Origin of the sequence: Acinetobacter sp. YH12126, assembly GCF_013418745.1 — a bacterium.
In the GTDB taxonomy this organism is placed as follows: Bacteria; Pseudomonadota; Gammaproteobacteria; order Pseudomonadales; family Moraxellaceae; genus Acinetobacter; species Acinetobacter amyesii.
The window spans coordinates 63,782-82,038 of record NZ_VPBM01000018.1 but is presented as its reverse complement, the minus strand read 5'-3'; the positions used below and the strand labels follow the sequence as shown (position 1 = coordinate 82,038).

The 18,257-nt window shown below is 41.0% G+C and carries 23 protein-coding genes; 1 reads left to right on the top strand and 22 read right to left on the bottom strand.

The annotated features are described in order from the left end of the window. Positions 1 to 30: 30 nt before the first annotated feature. Entirely contained in the window at positions 31 to 939 is a 909-nt protein-coding gene (locus FTU62_RS13150; protein WP_180102906.1) for a lysine exporter LysO family protein, read from the top strand. A gap of 80 nt (positions 940 to 1,019) precedes the next feature. Here the strand turns inward: FTU62_RS13150 and pyrF are convergent, their stop codons facing one another. From pyrF to FTU62_RS13040, 22 genes are all read right to left on the bottom strand, one after another. Continuing rightward, positions 1,020 to 1,700, bottom strand: coding sequence for an orotidine-5'-phosphate decarboxylase (gene pyrF, locus FTU62_RS13145; RefSeq protein ID WP_180003063.1), 681 nt, complete (start codon positions 1,698 to 1,700; stop codon positions 1,020 to 1,022). A 240-nt stretch (positions 1,701 to 1,940) separates the two neighbouring features. Beyond that, the gene (locus FTU62_RS13140) at positions 1,941 to 2,306 is read right to left on the bottom strand and encodes a lipopolysaccharide assembly protein LapA domain-containing protein (RefSeq protein WP_180023907.1); all 366 of its coding nucleotides are present in this window, start codon (positions 2,304 to 2,306) and stop codon (positions 1,941 to 1,943) included. Between the two features lie 24 nt (positions 2,307 to 2,330). Continuing rightward, on the bottom strand, positions 2,331 to 2,633 hold the full coding sequence (locus FTU62_RS13135) for an integration host factor subunit beta (RefSeq protein ID WP_067767464.1): 303 nt from the start codon (positions 2,631 to 2,633) through the stop codon (positions 2,331 to 2,333). Between the two features lie 162 nt (positions 2,634 to 2,795). Further along, the gene (gene rpsA / locus FTU62_RS13130; RefSeq protein ID WP_078193655.1) at positions 2,796 to 4,475 is read right to left on the bottom strand and encodes a 30S ribosomal protein S1; all 1,680 of its coding nucleotides are present in this window, start codon (positions 4,473 to 4,475) and stop codon (positions 2,796 to 2,798) included. A 107-nt stretch (positions 4,476 to 4,582) separates the two neighbouring features. Beyond that, positions 4,583 to 5,266 carry a (d)CMP kinase gene (cmk, locus tag FTU62_RS13125; protein WP_078193656.1) on the bottom strand — a complete coding sequence of 228 codons (684 nt, stop codon included), beginning with the start codon at positions 5,264 to 5,266 and terminating at the stop codon, positions 4,583 to 4,585. A 17-nt stretch (positions 5,267 to 5,283) separates the two neighbouring features. Continuing rightward, positions 5,284 to 5,715 (bottom strand): SRPBCC family protein, encoded by a 432-nt coding sequence (locus tag FTU62_RS13120; RefSeq protein ID WP_180102905.1) that lies wholly within the window; start codon positions 5,713 to 5,715, stop codon positions 5,284 to 5,286. Between the two features lie 26 nt (positions 5,716 to 5,741). Next, complete coding sequence (gene tadA, locus FTU62_RS13115; RefSeq protein WP_078193658.1) at positions 5,742 to 6,293, bottom strand: tRNA adenosine(34) deaminase TadA; 552 nt, start codon at positions 6,291 to 6,293, stop codon at positions 5,742 to 5,744. A 7-nt stretch (positions 6,294 to 6,300) separates the two neighbouring features. Next, positions 6,301 to 7,422, bottom strand: a complete 1,122-nt coding sequence (locus FTU62_RS13110; protein WP_078188941.1) for an enoyl-CoA hydratase/isomerase family protein — start codon at positions 7,420 to 7,422, stop codon at positions 6,301 to 6,303. Further along, positions 7,419 to 8,132 carry a uracil-DNA glycosylase gene (ung, locus tag FTU62_RS13105; protein ID WP_078193660.1) on the bottom strand — a complete coding sequence of 238 codons (714 nt, stop codon included), beginning with the start codon at positions 8,130 to 8,132 and terminating at the stop codon, positions 7,419 to 7,421. The genes FTU62_RS13110 and ung overlap by 4 nt, the downstream gene beginning before the upstream one ends. A gap of 36 nt (positions 8,133 to 8,168) precedes the next feature. Further along, a complete protein-coding gene (locus FTU62_RS13100; RefSeq protein WP_180077646.1) occupies positions 8,169 to 8,765 on the bottom strand; it encodes a 6-carboxytetrahydropterin synthase in 597 nt (198 codons plus the stop codon). 130 nt (positions 8,766 to 8,895) lie between these two features. Next, the gene (gene gspK, locus FTU62_RS13095) at positions 8,896 to 9,843 is read right to left on the bottom strand and encodes a type II secretion system minor pseudopilin GspK (RefSeq protein ID WP_180102904.1); all 948 of its coding nucleotides are present in this window, start codon (positions 9,841 to 9,843) and stop codon (positions 8,896 to 8,898) included. A gap of 39 nt (positions 9,844 to 9,882) precedes the next feature. After that, positions 9,883 to 10,512: a type II secretion system minor pseudopilin GspJ gene (gspJ, locus tag FTU62_RS13090; RefSeq protein ID WP_111885090.1), complete on the bottom strand. Its 630-nt coding sequence runs from the start codon at positions 10,510 to 10,512 to the stop codon at positions 9,883 to 9,885. Positions 10,513 to 10,558: 46 nt separating this feature from the next. Then, entirely contained in the window at positions 10,559 to 10,951 is a 393-nt protein-coding gene (gene gspI, locus FTU62_RS13085; protein ID WP_180102903.1) for a type II secretion system minor pseudopilin GspI, read from the bottom strand. Next, complete coding sequence (locus tag FTU62_RS13080) at positions 10,941 to 11,498, bottom strand: type II secretion system protein (protein ID WP_180102902.1); 558 nt, start codon at positions 11,496 to 11,498, stop codon at positions 10,941 to 10,943. Before FTU62_RS13080 ends, gspI begins: the two co-directional genes overlap by 11 nt. Positions 11,499 to 11,507: 9 nt before the next feature. Beyond that, positions 11,508 to 12,122 carry a TetR/AcrR family transcriptional regulator gene (locus FTU62_RS13075; RefSeq protein ID WP_168378896.1) on the bottom strand — a complete coding sequence of 205 codons (615 nt, stop codon included), beginning with the start codon at positions 12,120 to 12,122 and terminating at the stop codon, positions 11,508 to 11,510. 42 nt (positions 12,123 to 12,164) lie between these two features. Then, complete coding sequence (locus FTU62_RS13070; protein ID WP_168378895.1) at positions 12,165 to 12,938, bottom strand: TatD family hydrolase; 774 nt, start codon at positions 12,936 to 12,938, stop codon at positions 12,165 to 12,167. Positions 12,939 to 12,969: 31 nt separating this feature from the next. Continuing rightward, complete coding sequence (locus tag FTU62_RS13065) at positions 12,970 to 13,311, bottom strand: PilZ domain-containing protein (RefSeq protein WP_111885061.1); 342 nt, start codon at positions 13,309 to 13,311, stop codon at positions 12,970 to 12,972. Positions 13,312 to 13,326: 15 nt separating this feature from the next. Then, entirely contained in the window at positions 13,327 to 14,310 is a 984-nt protein-coding gene (locus tag FTU62_RS13060) for a DNA polymerase III subunit delta' (RefSeq protein WP_180102901.1), read from the bottom strand. Between the two features lie 13 nt (positions 14,311 to 14,323). Then, positions 14,324 to 15,085: a 3-deoxy-manno-octulosonate cytidylyltransferase gene (gene kdsB / locus FTU62_RS13055; protein WP_180102900.1), complete on the bottom strand. Its 762-nt coding sequence runs from the start codon at positions 15,083 to 15,085 to the stop codon at positions 14,324 to 14,326. 3 nt (positions 15,086 to 15,088) lie between these two features. Next, positions 15,089 to 16,102, bottom strand: coding sequence for a tetraacyldisaccharide 4'-kinase (lpxK, locus tag FTU62_RS13050; RefSeq protein ID WP_180102899.1), 1,014 nt, complete (start codon positions 16,100 to 16,102; stop codon positions 15,089 to 15,091). A 3-nt stretch (positions 16,103 to 16,105) separates the two neighbouring features. Further along, on the bottom strand, positions 16,106 to 17,833 hold the full coding sequence (msbA, locus tag FTU62_RS13045; RefSeq protein ID WP_180102898.1) for a lipid A export permease/ATP-binding protein MsbA: 1,728 nt from the start codon (positions 17,831 to 17,833) through the stop codon (positions 16,106 to 16,108). Further along, positions 17,833 to 18,255: a biopolymer transporter ExbD gene (locus FTU62_RS13040; protein WP_078193671.1), complete on the bottom strand. Its 423-nt coding sequence runs from the start codon at positions 18,253 to 18,255 to the stop codon at positions 17,833 to 17,835. The genes msbA and FTU62_RS13040 overlap by 1 nt, the downstream gene beginning before the upstream one ends. Between the last annotated feature and the right edge of the window lie 2 nt (positions 18,256 to 18,257).

The window sequence follows — 18,257 nt, the reverse complement described above, 5'->3', positions numbered from 1 at the left end:
GGCAGGTATTCATTATCTGCCTATTTTTGTATGCAATCTTTCTGGTTGATTTTCCAGCTCTTAGCCTGTTTAGGGCTTGGTTTTATTCTTGCACGTCGCCTACCCACTTGGCTTGAAAAAATCGCCTTTAAACTCCTGCCGTACTTTACTTATATTTTGTTATTTGCGATTGCGATCGAATTTTCTGAAACATTACACACTATTCCAGCACCTCTGCAAATCCTCTCTTCATCAGTACTTATTGCACTATTGACCTCAATGGGTGCTTTTATTTGCTGCTATATTTTGTTTAAGCTTTTAGGCTATAAACCCAGTCATGGCAAAGTGTCCATGCAGTTGGTAACAAGCTCACTCATCAATATTAGCTATGCTTTTATTGCATTAGGTTTAGGTTATGCTTTTGCCGAAATGGCAGCACATTTTAATCTTAAGCCACATATGAGTACTTGGGATCTACTTTTAGTTTTCATGTTTCTGATTGGGCTTGATCTCGCCTACTCACCGCTCGATCGTTCTTGGTTAAATTGGAAAATTCTACTTGTTCCACTCGGCTGTATCGTCGGTTCACTTTTGGGCGCTTTTGCTGCTGCCTATCTATTGCCACAAATCAGCCTGAAAGATTTGATTATGCTGTCACAAGGTTATGGTTTCTATTCGATGACAGGCATCGTCGTGACTGAATTAAAAAATGCGCATCTAGGCAGTATCGCGCTGATGAATGATTTATTCAGAGAAATTTTTGCGATTGTATTTATGTATATTATTGGCTGGCGTTACCCACGCTCTGCAATTTCATCTGCGGGTGCAACAGCTATGGATGTCACCCTACCTATGGTCAAACAAGCCTGTGGTAATGATTTTATTCCACATGCTATGGTCAGCGGCTTTATCCTTTCTGTCCTTGCACCTATATTGGTGAGTATATTGGCGGTGCTTTAACGATTTTAATCTCCCCAAATCCCTCTTTAAAAAAGAGGGACTTTCTCCTCCCTTTTTCAAAGGGAGGTCGGGTGGGATTCTTACAAAGTCGCCAAAATATCTTTTAAAGTCTGACGCATATTATCCGATTTAGTAATTGGACGGCCAATCACCAAATGTGTAGAACCATCAAGCATGGCTTGTTTAGGTGTCACAATTCGTTTTTGATCATCCGCTGCAGAACCCTTAGGACGGATACCCGGTGTTACCAATGCAAAGTCAGCACCCAAAGTTTCACGTAACATTTTCGCTTCTTGTGCCGAACAAACTACACCATCCAAACCACTTTCTTTCGTTAAAGTCGCAAGACGCTTCACATGTTCAAAAGGTTCCACATCTAAGCCTAATTCCGCAAGATCTTCACGACCCATTGATGTCAAAACCGTAACAGCAATTAGCTGAGTATTGTAATTGCCCGCCTTCAGGCGCTCTACACAGGTTTCCATCATTTTACGGCCACCTGATGCATGGACATTAACCATCCACACACCCATATCCGCAGCTGCACAAACTGCTTGCGCTGTAGTGTTTGGAATATCATGGAATTTTAGATCTAGAAATACTTCAAAACCTTTATCGTGCAATGCTTTAACGACACTTGGACCCTCATGGGTAAATAACTCTTTACCAACCTTAACTCGACATAATGCAGGATCTAACTGCTCTGCAATTGTAAGTGCGTCATATTGGCTTTTAGCATCTAGTGCAACGATGATACTCAAGAGACTTACCCTTCATTTTGACAAAATTAGTGCATTATAGATGGATTCAACTTGATCAGAAAGTCATAAAACTCATGTTAATTGAAATGATTAATTTGAATTTAGCTATCTCATTATTTTATTTAAGATATATGGCTTATTTGTTCAGCCCATAAAAAAACACCCCGATGATCCACCAGAGTGTTTAATATAAAATTTAACTATACTCATAAAAGTAGTTAATTTACTTCATAAACCCAATTATAACGGGTTAGAAGGACGCTCATTTGCATCAATATCTAAAACTGTTTTTTCATGACGTGTATGTGCAGCCGCTTCAGCAGCAGCCAGTTGAGCAGTTTGAATTTGCTCTTTACGTAGGCGCTCAATATCTTTACGTAGACGCTTAATTTCCCAGTTATTTTGAAATACTCGGAATACTTGTACTGCCAATAAAAGACCTAAAACCAAACCTAATGACAAAGTTAATAGTAATAAAAGCCCTAAACGCATTGCAGGCACTTGTGTAAACAACAAATCGACTGAAAGTTCAGTTCCGTTTTGCAGAACCAAAGCCAATGAGTATCCAAATAGGACCAGTAGAATTACGACCAATACGTAACGCATAAACACCCCTAACAATGTTTTGAATTAGTTTGCAGATTCGTTTACCGCATCACGTAAAGCTTTACCAGGTTTAAAGTGCGGTACAGCTTTTGCTGCAACTTCAACAGATTTGCCGGTTTTTGGGTTACGTCCAACACGTGGTTCACGGTGATGTAATGCAAAACTACCAAAACCACGGATTTCAATTCGGTTGTCTGTAGACAAAGCTTCGATCATTTGATCGATCATTATCTTAACGGCCTCTTCCACTAAGGGTTCAGCTAAGTGTGGGTTTTTAAGAGAAATACGCTCTATTAAGTCAGACTTATTAAGTGCTTCAGTAGTCATCTGCGACCTCTTTAATTATCAAGCTACCTAGGATCAGTTTCCCGATAATAACCTGTTTAAATACAAAACGGTAGCGTAATAATCACTTACTACGCTACCGTTACAGTAATTGTGTAAAATATATTAATTAATTTACATTAACAATACAATTCAAACACTTACTTAGTGGTTCATTTGAGCTTTGATCAAATCACCAATAGTCTTAGGACCATTGTCTGAAGTTGCTGTAGCTGTCTTGTTCAAGTTAGCTACTGCTTCTTTTTCTTCAGCTTCGTCTTTCGCTTTGATAGACAAGTTGATAGAACGTGATTTGCGGTCTACGTTGATGATTTTAGCTTCAACTTCTTGACCAACTTCAAGGAACTTAGTTGCATCTTCAACGCGGTCGCGGTTGATTTCAGATGCTTTAAGAGTCGCTTCAACTTCGTCAGCTAACTTAACAGTAGCGCCTTTAGCGTCAACTGCAGTTACAGTACCTTTAACAAGCGCACCGCGCTCGTTAGCAGCTAAGAAATCGTTGAACGGATCGCTGTTCATTTGTTTGATGCCAAGGCTGATACGGTTGCCTTCAGCGTCTACTGAAAGGATAACCGCTTCAACTGTGTCGCCTTTCTTGTAACGACGGATAGCTTCTTCGCCTTGTTCGTTCCAAGAAATGTCAGACAAGTGAACTAGACCATCGATACCGCCTGGTAAACCGATGAAGATACCGAAGTCAGTGATTGACTTGATAGTACCTGAAACTTTTTCACCTTTATCGTGTTCTTTAGCAAACTCTTCCCATGGGTTAGCACGAGTTTGTTTGATACCAAGAGAAATACGACGACGCTCTTCATCAACTTCAAGAACCATAACGTCAACTTCGTCACCGATCTGAACAACTTTAGATGGGTGGATGTTTTTGTTAGTGTGGTCCATTTCTGAAACGTGTACTAAACCTTCAACGCCTTCAGCGATTTCAGCGAAGCAACCGTAGTCAGTTAAGTTAGTTACACGAGCTTTAACGATAGAACCTTTAGGGTAACGGTTCATGATCGCTAACCATGGATCTTCGCCTAATTGTTTAAGGCCTAAAGATACGCGGTTACGTTCGCGGTCGAATTTAAGTACTTTAACAGTAACTTCTTGACCAACTTCAACAACTTCTGAAGGGTGCTTGATACGTTTCCAAGCCATGTCAGTGATGTGAAGAAGACCATCAATACCGCCAAGGTCAACGAACGCGCCGTAGTCAGTAAGATTTTTGATAGTACCAGTAACTGTTTGACCTTCTTCAAGCTGAGCAAGAAGAGCTTCACGGTCAGCTGAAGATTCAGCTTCCATAACAGCACGACGAGATACAACAACGTTGTTACGTTTAGCATCTAGTTTGATTACTTTAAATTCTAACTCTTTACCTTCTAAGTGAGTAGTATCACGAATAGGACGAGTATCAACTAAAGAACCTGGAAGGAACGCACGAACTGGACCGATGTCAACAGTGAAACCGCCTTTAACCTTACCAGAGATAACACCAGTAACGATTTCGCCGTCTTCAAAGATTTTTTCAAGTTTAGTCCAAGTTTCAGCACGTTTAGCTTTTTCACGTGATAAAACTGTTTGACCCATACCGTTGTCAAGAGCTTCAACAACTACATCAACAGTGTCGCCAACTTGAACTTCAAGTTCACGTTGTTCATTTAAGAATTCAGCGCGGTCAACAATACCTTCTGATTTAAGGCCAGTGTCAACTGTTACCCAGTCAGAGTCGATGCTTACTACAACGCCTTGGATGACAGCACCCTTTTCAACGTTGAGGTTTAATTCGCTTTCTTCAAAGAGGGCTGCAAAAGATTCGGTCATGATATACCTAGTAAAGTCAGCGGTCTTGGATCAGACAAGGCCGGTTTAATTAAGCGTCTACATAGTCCGTATAAGACTGATCAAGCTATGCTTCTGCTGAAAATTCTTTAGTTTGCTAATTGCTGATCGATGTAATTCGTCATCAGCGTGAATACTTCATCAATACTCAAAGTTGAACTATCAATGAAGTAAGCATCTGGCGCAGGCTTGAGTGGAGCGACTGCGCGTTCCATATCTCGCTTATCACGCGCTTCGATATTAGCTAAAATGTCGTTTATTTTAACATCCACGCCCATAGCCTGCAACTGATTTACACGGCGCTCCGCACGGGACTGAGCTGAAGCCGTTAAATATATCTTGGCTTGAGCATTTGGAAAAATCGTAGTTGCCATATCACGGCCATCTGCAACCAAACCAGGTGCTTGAGCAAAGGCATGCTGACGTTCTAAAAGCGCAGTTCTAAGTGCAGGAATTGCAGCAACTTTTGAGGCAAACTCTCCGACTCTCTCAGTACGGATAACTTTTGAGACATCTTCACCATCTAAAAGCACCGAAACACCTGCTTCATTTGTCACAAATTGTATGTCTAAATTTGTTGCAATTTTTACGCATTCATCCAGCTTAGAGTCTAATGCATCAATTAAGTCTTGCTTATGCAATGACAATCCCAACAGACGATATAACGCACCTGAGTCGAGTAAGTGGAACTGATAATGTGCCGCAATTTTTGCTGCCAATGTTCCTTTACCTGAGCCACTTGGGCCATCAATTGTAATGATTTGAACTGTCATTGCTCTTCCACTTTTGTTTATACGGTTTTTGCAAGTTTTGAAAAACCAATTTTAATCGCTGACTTCAGTTGCGCAAGGATTAAATGACTAACGAATGGCGCACGCGTCTGTAATTCAATCGTATAAGTGATTAAAGTACGCCCGGCATCGATCGCTTCGAATTGAATCACGCCCAAATGATGTTTCACCAATGGGTTTTTAATAATTTTATATTCAATACGTTGGTTTGGCTCAAGCAAAGTAATTTGCTCTTGTAATGGCTTCACGGGCCCAAAGCCCATACGACGTACAGAACCTACACCATCAGGACGTTCAGGATCTGCTGAATCTTTTACGCGCACCACTTGAATCGGCGCAAAAGCCACGTTATAGGTCGAATGTTTTGAAAGTAATTCAAAAACCTGCTCGACCGGTGCATTAAATTCTTTTTTTACTTGAATGGATTTCATGTTGTACCCTATTTTATTTGACAATATTAATTGTCAGTAGAGTTTACTTGGTTTTTTAAATTAAGTTCAGTCAAAGTGGCTTTTTCCTGTAACTTCATCAGTCGTTTTTGTTCACGACGCATTTTAAAAAAATCACTTAATTGTTGGGAGCATTGCGCTTGTAGACAACCATGCTCAAACTCAAAGATATGATTATAGTAGCCTGAATTTAATAATTGACGCGAACTGACCAAAGAACCTGCTTTAGGCTCAGTCGTCGCAAATACCACACGCTTAATTCTCGAATGTACCAAAGCGCCCACACACATTGTGCATGGTTCCAAAGTCACATATAAGGTTGCATCGTCAGGTAAACGGTAATTATCGATATTTAAACAAGCTTGACGCAAAGCTTGTACTTCCGCATGTGCGGTGGGATCTTTCAGAGAAATCGGCGCATTAAACCCTGCACCTATGACTTGATTTTGACTCACAATGACTGCGCCTACAGGAATTTCTTGCAATTCGGCAGCTTGTGCAGCCTGCTCGAAAGCAAGCTGCATCCAATGTTCATCACTATATAGATTTTGTTCAGACATCAATTAATTAAATTACACCATACTGTCTTAACAGTGCATTCCAACTGTCAATATTGGTTACAGGAGGCTCATCAGCCAGAATTCCTTTGAGGGAAAGATCTGTACCTTTTTTCCATTCTGGAGACAGATCTTTATCAACTAGACGTGCGCGCACACCTTCCACAAAGTCTGCATGACGAATTTTCCAATCCGAAATTTGGGTTTCCAGTTCAAACACTTCATTCCAAGAATGCACTTGCTTGCCCCACTGCCACAATAACCATGTTAATGCTGCTGTTGCAGGTGAACCTTTTTGTAGATTTTCACTGGCTTGACGTAACCAATCACTACGCGCATCACTTAAACCTATAATTGATTCATAGTCATGTTCAAAATTATGCCCACGGCACACACTTTGAATCACATCTAACGAGTTTTGTAATGGCCCCGGCCCCACAGGACGATGCATACTATTTAAAGTGTCATCAATGGCACGAAAATCGCCTGCTGGATAATGATCCCAATCAATATTGATGACAGTTTCAAGTACGTTATCACGCTGTGCATCACAAATATGCGTTGCCCAGCCGATACCATAAGCACCTGCTGCAGTCATAATCGAGCCTGTAAGTCCCGTAAATAAACCAATGGCACCACGGTCAGCAAGGAAACGCGTCGCACCCACATCTGGATACAAACCGATATTAATTTCAGGCATTGCTAAACGTGAATAAGGTGTCACCAAACGGAAAGGTGCGGCCATAAATAGACCTAGGCCACCACCCATCACATAACCTTCGCCCCAAACCAAAATCGGCTTTGCATAATTATGCAGCAGCAAATCTAGGGCATATTCTTGTTCAAAGAATTTATTCGCCGTTTCAACTTCATCATTGACCACCAATTGTCGCAATTTGCGTACATCGCCACCTGCACAAAATGCTTTTGGCGTAGTGGAATCTAACCAAATCGCTTTTACTGCATCGTCGTGTTGAAAGTCCTGAAAGACTTCAAGCAACGCTGTACAGATTGATTCATCTAATGCATGAAGCGATTTTGGGCGATTCAAGCGAACAATGCGCCAGCCCTTTTTCGCTTCTTCAACAATCAGATCTGGGTGATAATTTTTTGAAACGGGAGAATAAGTCATGCGTCCAGCTGCCAGTCTATTGGCTCAATGCCATTTTGTTTAAGATAATTATTACTTTTTGAAAACACCTTACAACCAAAAAATCCACCGCGGTTTGCAGCCAAAGGAGATGGATGCGCGGCTTTTAGCACTAAGTGCTTATTTTGGTCAATGCGTTGTCCCTTACGCTGTGCATATGCCCCCCATAAAATAAAGACAATATGCTCACGTTGTTCATTTAAAACATCAATCACATGGTCTGTAAAATCTTCCCAGCCACGTTTTTGATGTGAAGTTGGTTGCCCAGCCTCAACAGTCAGTACCGCATTTAAAAGCAAGACACCTTGTTCTGCCCAGCGTGTTAAGTCCCCATGTTTTGACACAGGAACCCCGAGGTCGGTATTTAACTCATGGAAAATATTACGTAAAGAAGGTGGTAATGCAACCCCCTTTTGTACCGAAAAGCTTAAACCATGTGCCTGATTTGGCCCATGATACGGGTCTTGGCCTAAAATCACCACCTTTACATTTGCCATAGGTGTCGTGTTTAAGGCATTAAAGATCAGCGGATTCGGTGGATAAATCACTTTATCCTGTTTGATTTGTTGTAGCAGAAAGTCTTTTAACTCATCCATGCGAGGGCTAAGCAAAAACTCACTTAGGGCATATTTCCAGCTAGGCTCAAGCTGCACTTTAGCGAGTTTTGCTTGTTGCTCTTCTGTTAAAGACATCACTGTTAACCAATCCTAATAAAACCAAATATTTACTTAAATTCTAACTTGTAAATCAACTGCAGGGTTTAAAAATTTTTGACCCTGTTTTAATTTTTCATACATCTGGGTATCGTTCCATTCCGACTGAACCTGTTCGGAGAAGATAATTTGATCTAACTGCAACAACCCCATTTGTGCGTTGTCGATATCTTCTAAGAAGCTTTGCGCATAGCCTGTGTCTGTCTCATGCACGATCACAGAATACACCTCAACATCACCCTCACCATTTTGAGTTTCTGTTGATTTTAGAACTTGTTGTGCTAAGTAAAAGAAGATTCGTGAAAATTGTTCCGCTGAGGGCGATACGGGTAGTTCGACCCAACGTGCACTGAACTGTTTGCAGGCACGAATGTACTCAGCATCATCGTGTTGCCAAAAACAAATCGCGTGATCAAAACTGTCAAATAAGTCTTTAATTACCCCTTTGAGCAAACCGAAATCGTAAACCATTTGCCCATGGTCAAGTTTCGACGCTTTGAGTAATAGTTCGACTTTATAACTGTGTCCATGAATGGAACGTTTGCAACGGTCTGACGTGCAATTACGCACGATATGCGCGTTTTCAAATTTAAATAACTTACGAATTAACATGTGTCGTAATGCAATCAAATAATCTATGGGTTCTCAGAGATTATAATGCAAAAGTCTAACAAGAGGCATTAATTTTGCTATTCAGCACAATTGGGAAAAGGCATCATGAAAATTTAGCGACCTTTAAGACCTAAAATGGTGCCATACTGCGAAAAGCCACATATACATCTTTATCTTTTCGCACTAACTCACTGGTAAATTGACGCTTTCTTTCATTTAAAATAATTTCAATTTGCGCTCTAAAATAGTTCGACTGCACACCCAATTGTGAATTTAAAACTTCCCTATTTTCTGTGCTCACCTGTGCAAATGGCTCCATTGCCCATAAATCATTGATATTTTCGAAATGTTCAAATTTGGCAGCTTTTTGTTGCAAAGCTTGCTCAACTGCATTGACATCTAAACGATCATCCATGGTCGCTAACAAAAATGCAGGAGCGGTATTAATGTTTACCGTTGTTTCATGCGAAGGTAAGCTACTCACATAAGGCGCAATTAGTTTATATTTAGCACCGTCAAAACCACGCACTGATTTCAGCTCTTCCACACTATGAAATTTTGCATTTGGTGGTAGCGCCGCATTATTTAAACTACGATAGTACGCCAGCTCTGCGCCCATCGGGCCAGAGGTCTCATCATCTTCATCTTGCCAATCAATCACGGCTTGACTTAATTCTGCGGGTAAACCAACACGCTGCAATATTTTTTCAAACCATAGCTTTGCTTTGTCATTTACCACACCCTCTTCTGAAACCAAACTATTGAGGTTAAATTTTCCAGATTCGTCTTGGAGCACACCTGCAACAGTTCCACCTTCCACAGGAAAGGCTGGCATAGGCTGAGCCCAGTTTTCTTGGAGGTGATCCACCTGCCCTGCATTTTCGGCATCATTTACTAAAAGTTCAGCAAAAAATGCTTCGGCACTTTTCGCATATAACAACGACTGATTTTGGCGCATCACATAAGCGGTATTTTCAGAAGTATGGGCTTGTTGTTTTGCGATGCCTGCTGCAACTATGGTTGCTAAAGCTACCATCATCAGGATAGTTAACAAAGCGATGCCGCGTTGCTGCTTCATAAGCAACTCCGAACTTCAAATGACTCTACTACCTGACCGCTAACCATTCTTATTTTTATCCAATAAAAAATCAGTATTTAACAAACTGAATAACCATTCGTAGTTTGTCCCATCAACTGTGAGCTGCATCCTGATACCCCGCGGTAACAGTTGAATGGTTTTTTCATTATTCAAATCAGCGGCAGCGTCTGGCCAATTCTCTAACTCATTTGGATTGAGTACCGTGATTTTATATTGTTCAACATTATCCAGTAAAACACTCGAATCTGGCTGATCATGCCCCGTTTGGTTGAGATTTTTAAATTTTAGCCGATACAATTTTTTTTCATCAGCTTTGTATTGATATTCCACTCGCTCGTCAGGTGCAATGCCCTGATTTAATGGATCAGTGACACCTGTCTTACTGAAATTAAATCGGCCATTTTGCAATACTAACGCTGGTTGAATATCTCCATTAATATTGGCAGTTAAGGGCACAGCTTGTACTGTGTCTCTGAGAATTTGCTGATGGGCATCTTGCAACTGACTAAGCCTTGCCTCATGGGTTGCGTTTCGTTCCTTCACTTTCGAGACATAATCAAAGACCTTCCAGCCCAAAGCAGACAGCACTGCAAAAATGGCAATCGCAACCAAAAGCTCTACTAAGGTAAATCCTGCTTGATTCTTCATTCCTTGCTGCACAAGCACAGGCATATCTTGAGATGTATGTTTTTTTCTAGTTATTATTTTCATCCAACGGATCCTTATAGTTAAAGAACACCAAACTGCTAATCCCTGCTTCTACATCCCCAGTTTCAGCATTCATCAAACTCACTTGGATATCAATACGTTGTACATTTGGACTAATGGTGGCTTGGGCTTTTTTGTCAATTTGCCATTGTTCGCCTTGTTCAGTGACTTGTTTTGATGCAGTACCCGTCATCCATTCACGATTGATTTCCATCTTAGCGATTTCATTCAGCGCGACGAATTGTGCTTTATTTCTTAAAATTGCGTGTGCTGTCGACTGTGTATATTGCATCGCAACATTAGACAAAGCCATTGCCGCAGTCGCAAAAATCGCCAATGCCACCATGACTTCAAGTAGCGTAAACCCTTTAGCCCGCATTGACTTTCCCTAAATGATCAATTTCGATTTCATTACCAATGGGACGTTCTTCAAAATAAAACTGTATACGCACAGGCTTTACCTCACCATTACCTAACCAAATCAACTTGGGTGCATTGGTATTTAACAAATCATCATTATTGGCATTTTCATACTGCTGGTCTAAAGACTGAATCGTAAAAGAGACATTTTCAGGTAATACTCGGGTTTCAAAATCTTTATAGTTTTGCCATTTATTGTTCTGATTTAAAATACTATTTTCTACACGTTTTTGTTCTGGTAAATATTCTTGTACCGCATAGCTTTGGGTGTTGACATCCGTTCCAGCTTTTTGCTGTAGGGCCAATATCAAAGCTTGATCATTTGCATCGCGTAAAATTCGTTTTAGATCCATCACAAACACTTCACGTGCCTGCATGGCTTTGCGTTGATCTGTCCCACCGATATTCAAAAGCACCAATGAGGCCATAATGCCCATAATCACAATCACCACCATCAATTCTACGAGGGTGAAGCCACGAACCAATGATGGTGATGCTATTTTCATAAGCAGCCTTTAAGCGAATTGAGCAACCGCATGCACTTGTTTTGGTAAGGCCAAGGCTTGATCAATATAAGCAACCCGTAAGGTGTCTCTTGAACCCAAATAACGCTGATAAAAACTAGAGTTCAAAATTGCTGCAGCGCCATGTGTAAGTGACCAAATCGAAGCAAGATAATCACGTACTGGCATACTACTTTGAATCGACTCCAAATAACGCTCAGTCATACGGATGATCAATCGTAGGCGCTGTTTGCGCACTTGATAAAGTTCACTAAACAAGTGTTGAATACCCACACCCGTTGTCGATAAACGCTCTTCAATTTGATGAAACAACACTGTACGTTCTGGGTGATGTAAGTGATGCAACATAAAGAAAGCAAGGTGTTCAGGAAAAGCTTTATCGGTGTCTTTAATCATTTCCAATAACATGCGTTCATTACGAATAATGAGCAACATATATAGTTCATCTTTACTTTGAAAATGTTTATATAACGTCCCTTTTGCCAAGTCGAGTTCTGCCGCTAGCGCATCTAGTGTCATCCCTGCTTCGCCATTTTCCAATAGCAGCTGCTCTGCCACTTGGAAAATTAATGCCTCTCTTGCTCTAAACTGAGCTTGACGATCCATCTTCACCCTATACTCTCTTACTCTTATATCAATTCAAATTATTTACTTAAGATTGAGGAGATTTTCAAAGTTTTGCATTGTAATGAAAGCCATCTCTTCAATTGACTTATCATATACATCACTTAAGGCTTTGGCTACATAAGGAACGTATTTTGGTTCATTAGACTTTCCTCTATATGGCATCGGTGCAAGGTATGGGCTATCTGTTTCAATCAGCACGCGATCCAGTGGCACTTGCTTGGCCACATCACGCAAATCTTGTGCATTTTTAAAAGAAACAATGCCTGAAAATGACACGTAATAACCACAATCTAAGACCGCTTTTGCCGTTTCCCAATCTTCAGTAAAACAATGCAAAATACCGTGAGTGGATTTCTCTGCACGGATAATATCCACCGTATCATGCTTTGCAGAACGGGTATGAACAACCACTGGTTTTTTTACAGCTTGTGATGCGTGAATATGGCGGGCAAAGCATTCTTTTTGCTCTGCAATAAAGTCTGTACTATGAAAATAATCCAGCCCTGTTTCACCAATCGCCCAAACCTTTTCAGGTTGTGCTAATTCAATGAGATATTCTTCTGTTGCCCGAGCCATCGTTGCAGGATCTTCACATGGGTGCACCCCAACGGAATAACCCACATCGGCATGACGTGATGCAATTTTTGAAAGTTCGATATGGTCATCTAGATCAACCGAGATACTCATAAACTTTGAGACCCCGGCTTGACGAGCCTGATCCAATGCAAGATCTAAATTACCCTCATAAGGGCTTAAGTCAAGCATGGTTAAATGGCAATGGGTATCTACAAACACAATATGTACCTACAAGTCTTCACTGTTGTAACTACATAGTGTAACTTCTACGCCCCTCAGATTTAAGCCCTGCAAGTAAACGTTCTGCTTCTGTTTTGAAATAAACGCCTTTTTCGCCGCTTAATTGAATTCCAAAGCCTTGTGGTTTAATGCCATTTTGCTTTTGCGAAATCCAAATCACTTTTCCTGTCAAAGGAATTTTTATACTTTGTTCAGGCAAAGTGGCCAATAAGAAAACCTCATCACCCATTTTCACAGCTTGCTTTGATGGTACAAATAGACCACCACCAACGACATAAGGCATGTAGCTCGCAAAAAGTGTTTCCACATCTGGAATATTAGCGTGAACAATCCCGCCCATACGTGGTTGCATGATGTTTCCCCTTAATTAAACATTCATCAGTTTGATGCAAAGCTCATCTACGACCAGATTCCCCTGTACGTTCTGCTCGATGAACCGCTTAGACTGCTGTAATTCTGTATAAACCCCAAAGAGTGTTTCGAGTGAATATTGCTCTGCCAACACTCCAAAATCCAAATCTATATTTTTTATGGATTGATTTAGCTTGACACAAATTATATCGGACAACAAGTATTCAAACATTTGACTAAAATCACTAAAACTCAGAGCTTTATTCCACTTGGTCGCGATTGCCATCGGCATGTTTTTTTGTGTCACAAGTTTTAGCCAATCTTGTAGAAACTCTTGGCGCATATTTAACCATTCGCTACTTGCCAATGAAATCGCTTGTAATGGCATTTGACTGGCTAAGTTCATGAGAACTTTGCGCTGAGTTTCACCACTATCGGGCAAATGCTGCTGTAAATAAAGTTGTGATTGTTCTGGTTCGATACGATCCAATGCATAGTGCTGCATTCGACTGCGAATTGTTGCTGGCAATTTCAAATAATGCTCTGCCAACAACATAATCACAATCCGTTCGCCCGGCTCTTCCAGTGTCTTCAACAAAGCATTCGATGACGCAATGTTTAATGCTTCAGCAGGCTCAATCAACACAACTCGCCAACCATCCACGGTTTGTTGTACAAAGGGCAATAAATCGCGAATTTTTTCGATTTTAATTTTGGCATTTTGCTTTTTATTGTCTTCATCTGTACTGATGTGGACAAAATTTGGATGAGTATCTGACTTTAACCACTGGCAACTCCCGCACTCACCACATGGCTCAGTCCGCTCATCACGTTTTTGACACAGCACCCATGCAAGAAATTGTTTTGCAAATGCCTCTTTACCACAGCCTTTTTTGCCATACAAAAGCACGCCATGTCCCAGTTGTGGAAAACGACTGGTTAATGTATTCCATGTGTTTTGCTGCCAAGGATACACTTGCGCCACAATGTCATTTTGCATAAATCGTTTAACCTTATTCGAAGTTTGAAACATCCATTTGGTTCAAACGATCAAGGTCAGCTTGAGTGTCTACGCCCGGTGGTAGGTTCGCTTCTGCCACAGCTATGGCAATACGATGACCATTTTCCAAAACGCGTAATTGTTCAAGGCTTTCTAATTTTTCGAGTACACCCATATCCCAAGTGACATATTCTTGAAGGAGTTTTACGCGGTATGCATAAAGTCCTAAATGACGAAAAGCTTGATCATGCAAGGTTTTTTCAGCTTGCTTTGCACCGTCTCGGTCATACGGAATAGTCGCACGGCTGAAATACAGCGCTTGATTATGCTTTGACATCACCACTTTGACGATACTGTCACGTTGAAACTCATCCAAACTATGAATCGGCTCACAGAGTGTCGACATTGAACATGTCGGCTGATCTACAAGTAATTGTGCAACTTGTTTTACCAATTGAGCGGGAAGCAAAGGTTCATCGCCCTGTACGTTGACAATAATGTCATCACTCGCCCAACCTTTGATGCGTGCAACTTCACTTAAACGGTCTGTCCCAGATGGATGCTCTGCAGAGGTCAATACCACATCAACCCCTTCCGCACGACATACTGCTGCAATACGCTCATCATCTGTAGCAACACATAGGTCATCGAATCCTGCAACTTTTTTGGCTTGATCAACCACACGTAAAATCATCGGACGGCCGTGAATTTTAAGCAATGGCTTACCTGGTAAACGTGAACTTGAAAAACGTGCAGGAATAACAATATGTTTCATAAATTAAATGCCTTCGGGAAGTTTCAGACCCAGTTGTTTCAACTGCGCATGCAAAGTTTCATAACACGCAGGTGACAACACTGCATCTACAGGAACAACCCATATTTCTCTTTTAAAATCTGGATTATTTTTGAGGATCGCTAAAATTTTCACTGCATCTTTTTCAGTGGTAATGATGGGATTGGCATCTTCAAACTGCAAATCACTCAGTTCATATTCATAATGATCTGGGAATTCATGACATTGAAATTGATGAATCCCTATATTTTCTAAGGTTTTATAAAATCGTTGTGGAAATCCGATACCCACCACAGCATAAAAATCCTTGTTTACATCAAATGTCGTCACAAGATCTTTATTAAGCAAATAAGGCTGCGCCGCTTCTAGGTGCATATTCAGTGGGGAACTTGGATCTGCTGAATGTTCAATGACCGTCCCAGTATCAAGGCGCTTTTTCGGTTCACGCAAATAACCTTCGGGTAATAATTTTTCATTGCCTAAACCACGATTATTATCCAGTACGATCCATTCCAACTGACGTTGAAGCGCCCAATGCTGTAAACCATCATCGCAGATAATCAAATCCAATTCATGCTTAGAGAGCAGCAACTCAATACTTTGCTGGCGGTTTGGACCGACTGCCATCGGTACACCTGTAGACTGAACAATTAAGCTCGGTTCATCACCTACCATTTCAGCCGTCGAATCTAAATCCACATAGGCCGGAAATGGTCCTTGACCACCATAGCCACGACTGATCACACCAACACGCAGGTTTAAGCTATTTAAATAACTGACCAAATGAATGAGCAATGGGGTTTTACCACTTCCACCCACTGTGATGTTTCCAATGACCATGACTGGAATAGGCGCTTTATAACTTTGCTTAATACCTGATTGATAGAGTTTTTTATTGAGTAAAAAGCCGCCACGATAAAGCCATGACAAAGGTCTAAACACAACGAGCCACTTTGCCTGTTCATTCCAAGCATCCTGAATCAATTGTGCAAAAGACATGTCTTAATTTTCCTCAAAATTACGCTGATGAAGTTGGTAATATGCACCACGTTGTGCCATCAATTCCGTATGAGAACCTTGTTCAATAATACGCCCTTTATCCATCACTACAATACAGTCTGCATTTTCAATGGTCGATAAACGATGCGCAATCACGATCGTGGTACGATCTTGCATCGCAGCGTCAAATGCTTGCTGAATAAAAAATTCAGATTCGTTATCTAGCGCACTGGTCGCTTCATCTAAAATTAAGATCGGTGCATTTTTCAAAATGGCACGTGCAATCGCAATCCGTTGACGTTGACCACCAGATAGATTTAAACCTTGGGCACCCAACGGCGTGTCATAACCTTGCGGTAAATCCATAATAAAATCATGTGCAAATGCAGCTTTAGCAGCAGCAATGACTTGCTCATCTGTTGCATGCTCGAGCTGTCCATAAGCAATATTTTCACGCACAGTACGGTTAAACAAAACCACTTGCTGATTGACCATTGAAATCTGAGTACGCAAGCTATTGAGTTCTATGTCGTGAATATCATGCTGATCAAGCAACAATTGTCCAGAAGACACTTCTTGGTAACGCACCAACAGATTGACCAATGAAGTTTTACCTGCACCTGAACGCCCAACCAATGCAACGGTTTGCCCTGCATTAACTTTTAAATTGAAGTCATGAATCGCATGGTGACCATCAGCATAGATCAAATTGACATTTTTAAATTCGACATCACCTTTCAAAGCAGGCTTCAGCGTGCCGTTATTCACTTCTTCAGGCATATCTAGCAATTCAAAAACTGAATAAGCTGCTGCCATGCCTCGTTGTAGTTTTTCGTTGACATCCGTCAAGGTTTTAATTGGCTTACTCAGCATACCTGCGGCAGTGATATACGCTACAAACTCACCCGCTGTTGTATCTTGTAAAATCTCAGGGCGTAGCGCGATATACATCACGATACTGAGCGCGATCGACATAATCAGCTGAACAATTGGGCTATTGAGTTGCTGCACCACAACCATTTTTAAGCCGCGGCGTAAGTTCTCCATTGAGCTTTCATAAAAACGTTTTTGTTCATAATCTTGCCCTGCAAAGGCCTTCACCACCAAATTGCCTTGCACTGTCTCTTGCACCACATGGTTAACATCCCCCATTGTACTTTGCACTTGCATGGATAATTTACGCATGCGCTTGGATGCTTTACGGATAATCAGCCCAATAATTGGACCAAAAATCAAAATACACAGAGTTAAACGCCAATTGGTATAGAGCAAATAACCCAATAATGCGATGGTAATCAGACCCTGTTGTACAATCGTTTTCAGTGACTCAGACGATGCCGCCGTCAACTGTTCAACGTTATACATAATTTTTGCAGTGATATGACCGCTCGAATTATCTAAATAATATTGCGAAGGCAAACGCATGAGTTTTGCGAACACTTGCTGACGAATATTAAAAATTAAGTTTCGAGAAATCACTGCGGTAAAATATCCCCCCATGAACAAACCGAGTCCACGGAAGAACATCAATAAAACCACCAAGAGTGGAAATAAGGTTGTAAAGCTTTGATCTTTGTTTTGAATGGCTTCAATAATGCGTTCCAATAATTTTGCGACAGAAACTTCTGTCGCAGCATTAATACCGAAACCAAGCAAAACCAGCAGGCCGATTCCCCAAAAAGGTTTTAAATAACTTAATAGGCGTAAATAGACCTTAAAATCGTGCTTCACTAATAACCTCGAGTTGGAACTTTGGTACTGATGTTGATATTCACAAATCCAAGTTGACCTGCAACATCCATCACCCGAATCACATCTTGATGTGTTGCTTTTGCATCTGCGGCAATCACAAACATTAAATCACGACGATCATTGGCTGTCTGTTTAATTGCAGTATTCAAATCAGAGACTTCTTTACTCGCCAATGACTGACCATTGACAGAATAATGTCCTGTTGAATCCACCACAACTTCAATCTTTTGATCATAGTTTTTAGGTGGAACACCCTGTGCATCTGGCAAAGTCAGGTTCATTCGACTCATCTGGTTAAAGGTGGTCGAGAGCAACAAGAACACCAAAATGAACATCAAACAGTCAATCATCGGTGTGAGGTTGATATGAATATCTTCAACCTGACGACGTTTAAATTTCATGC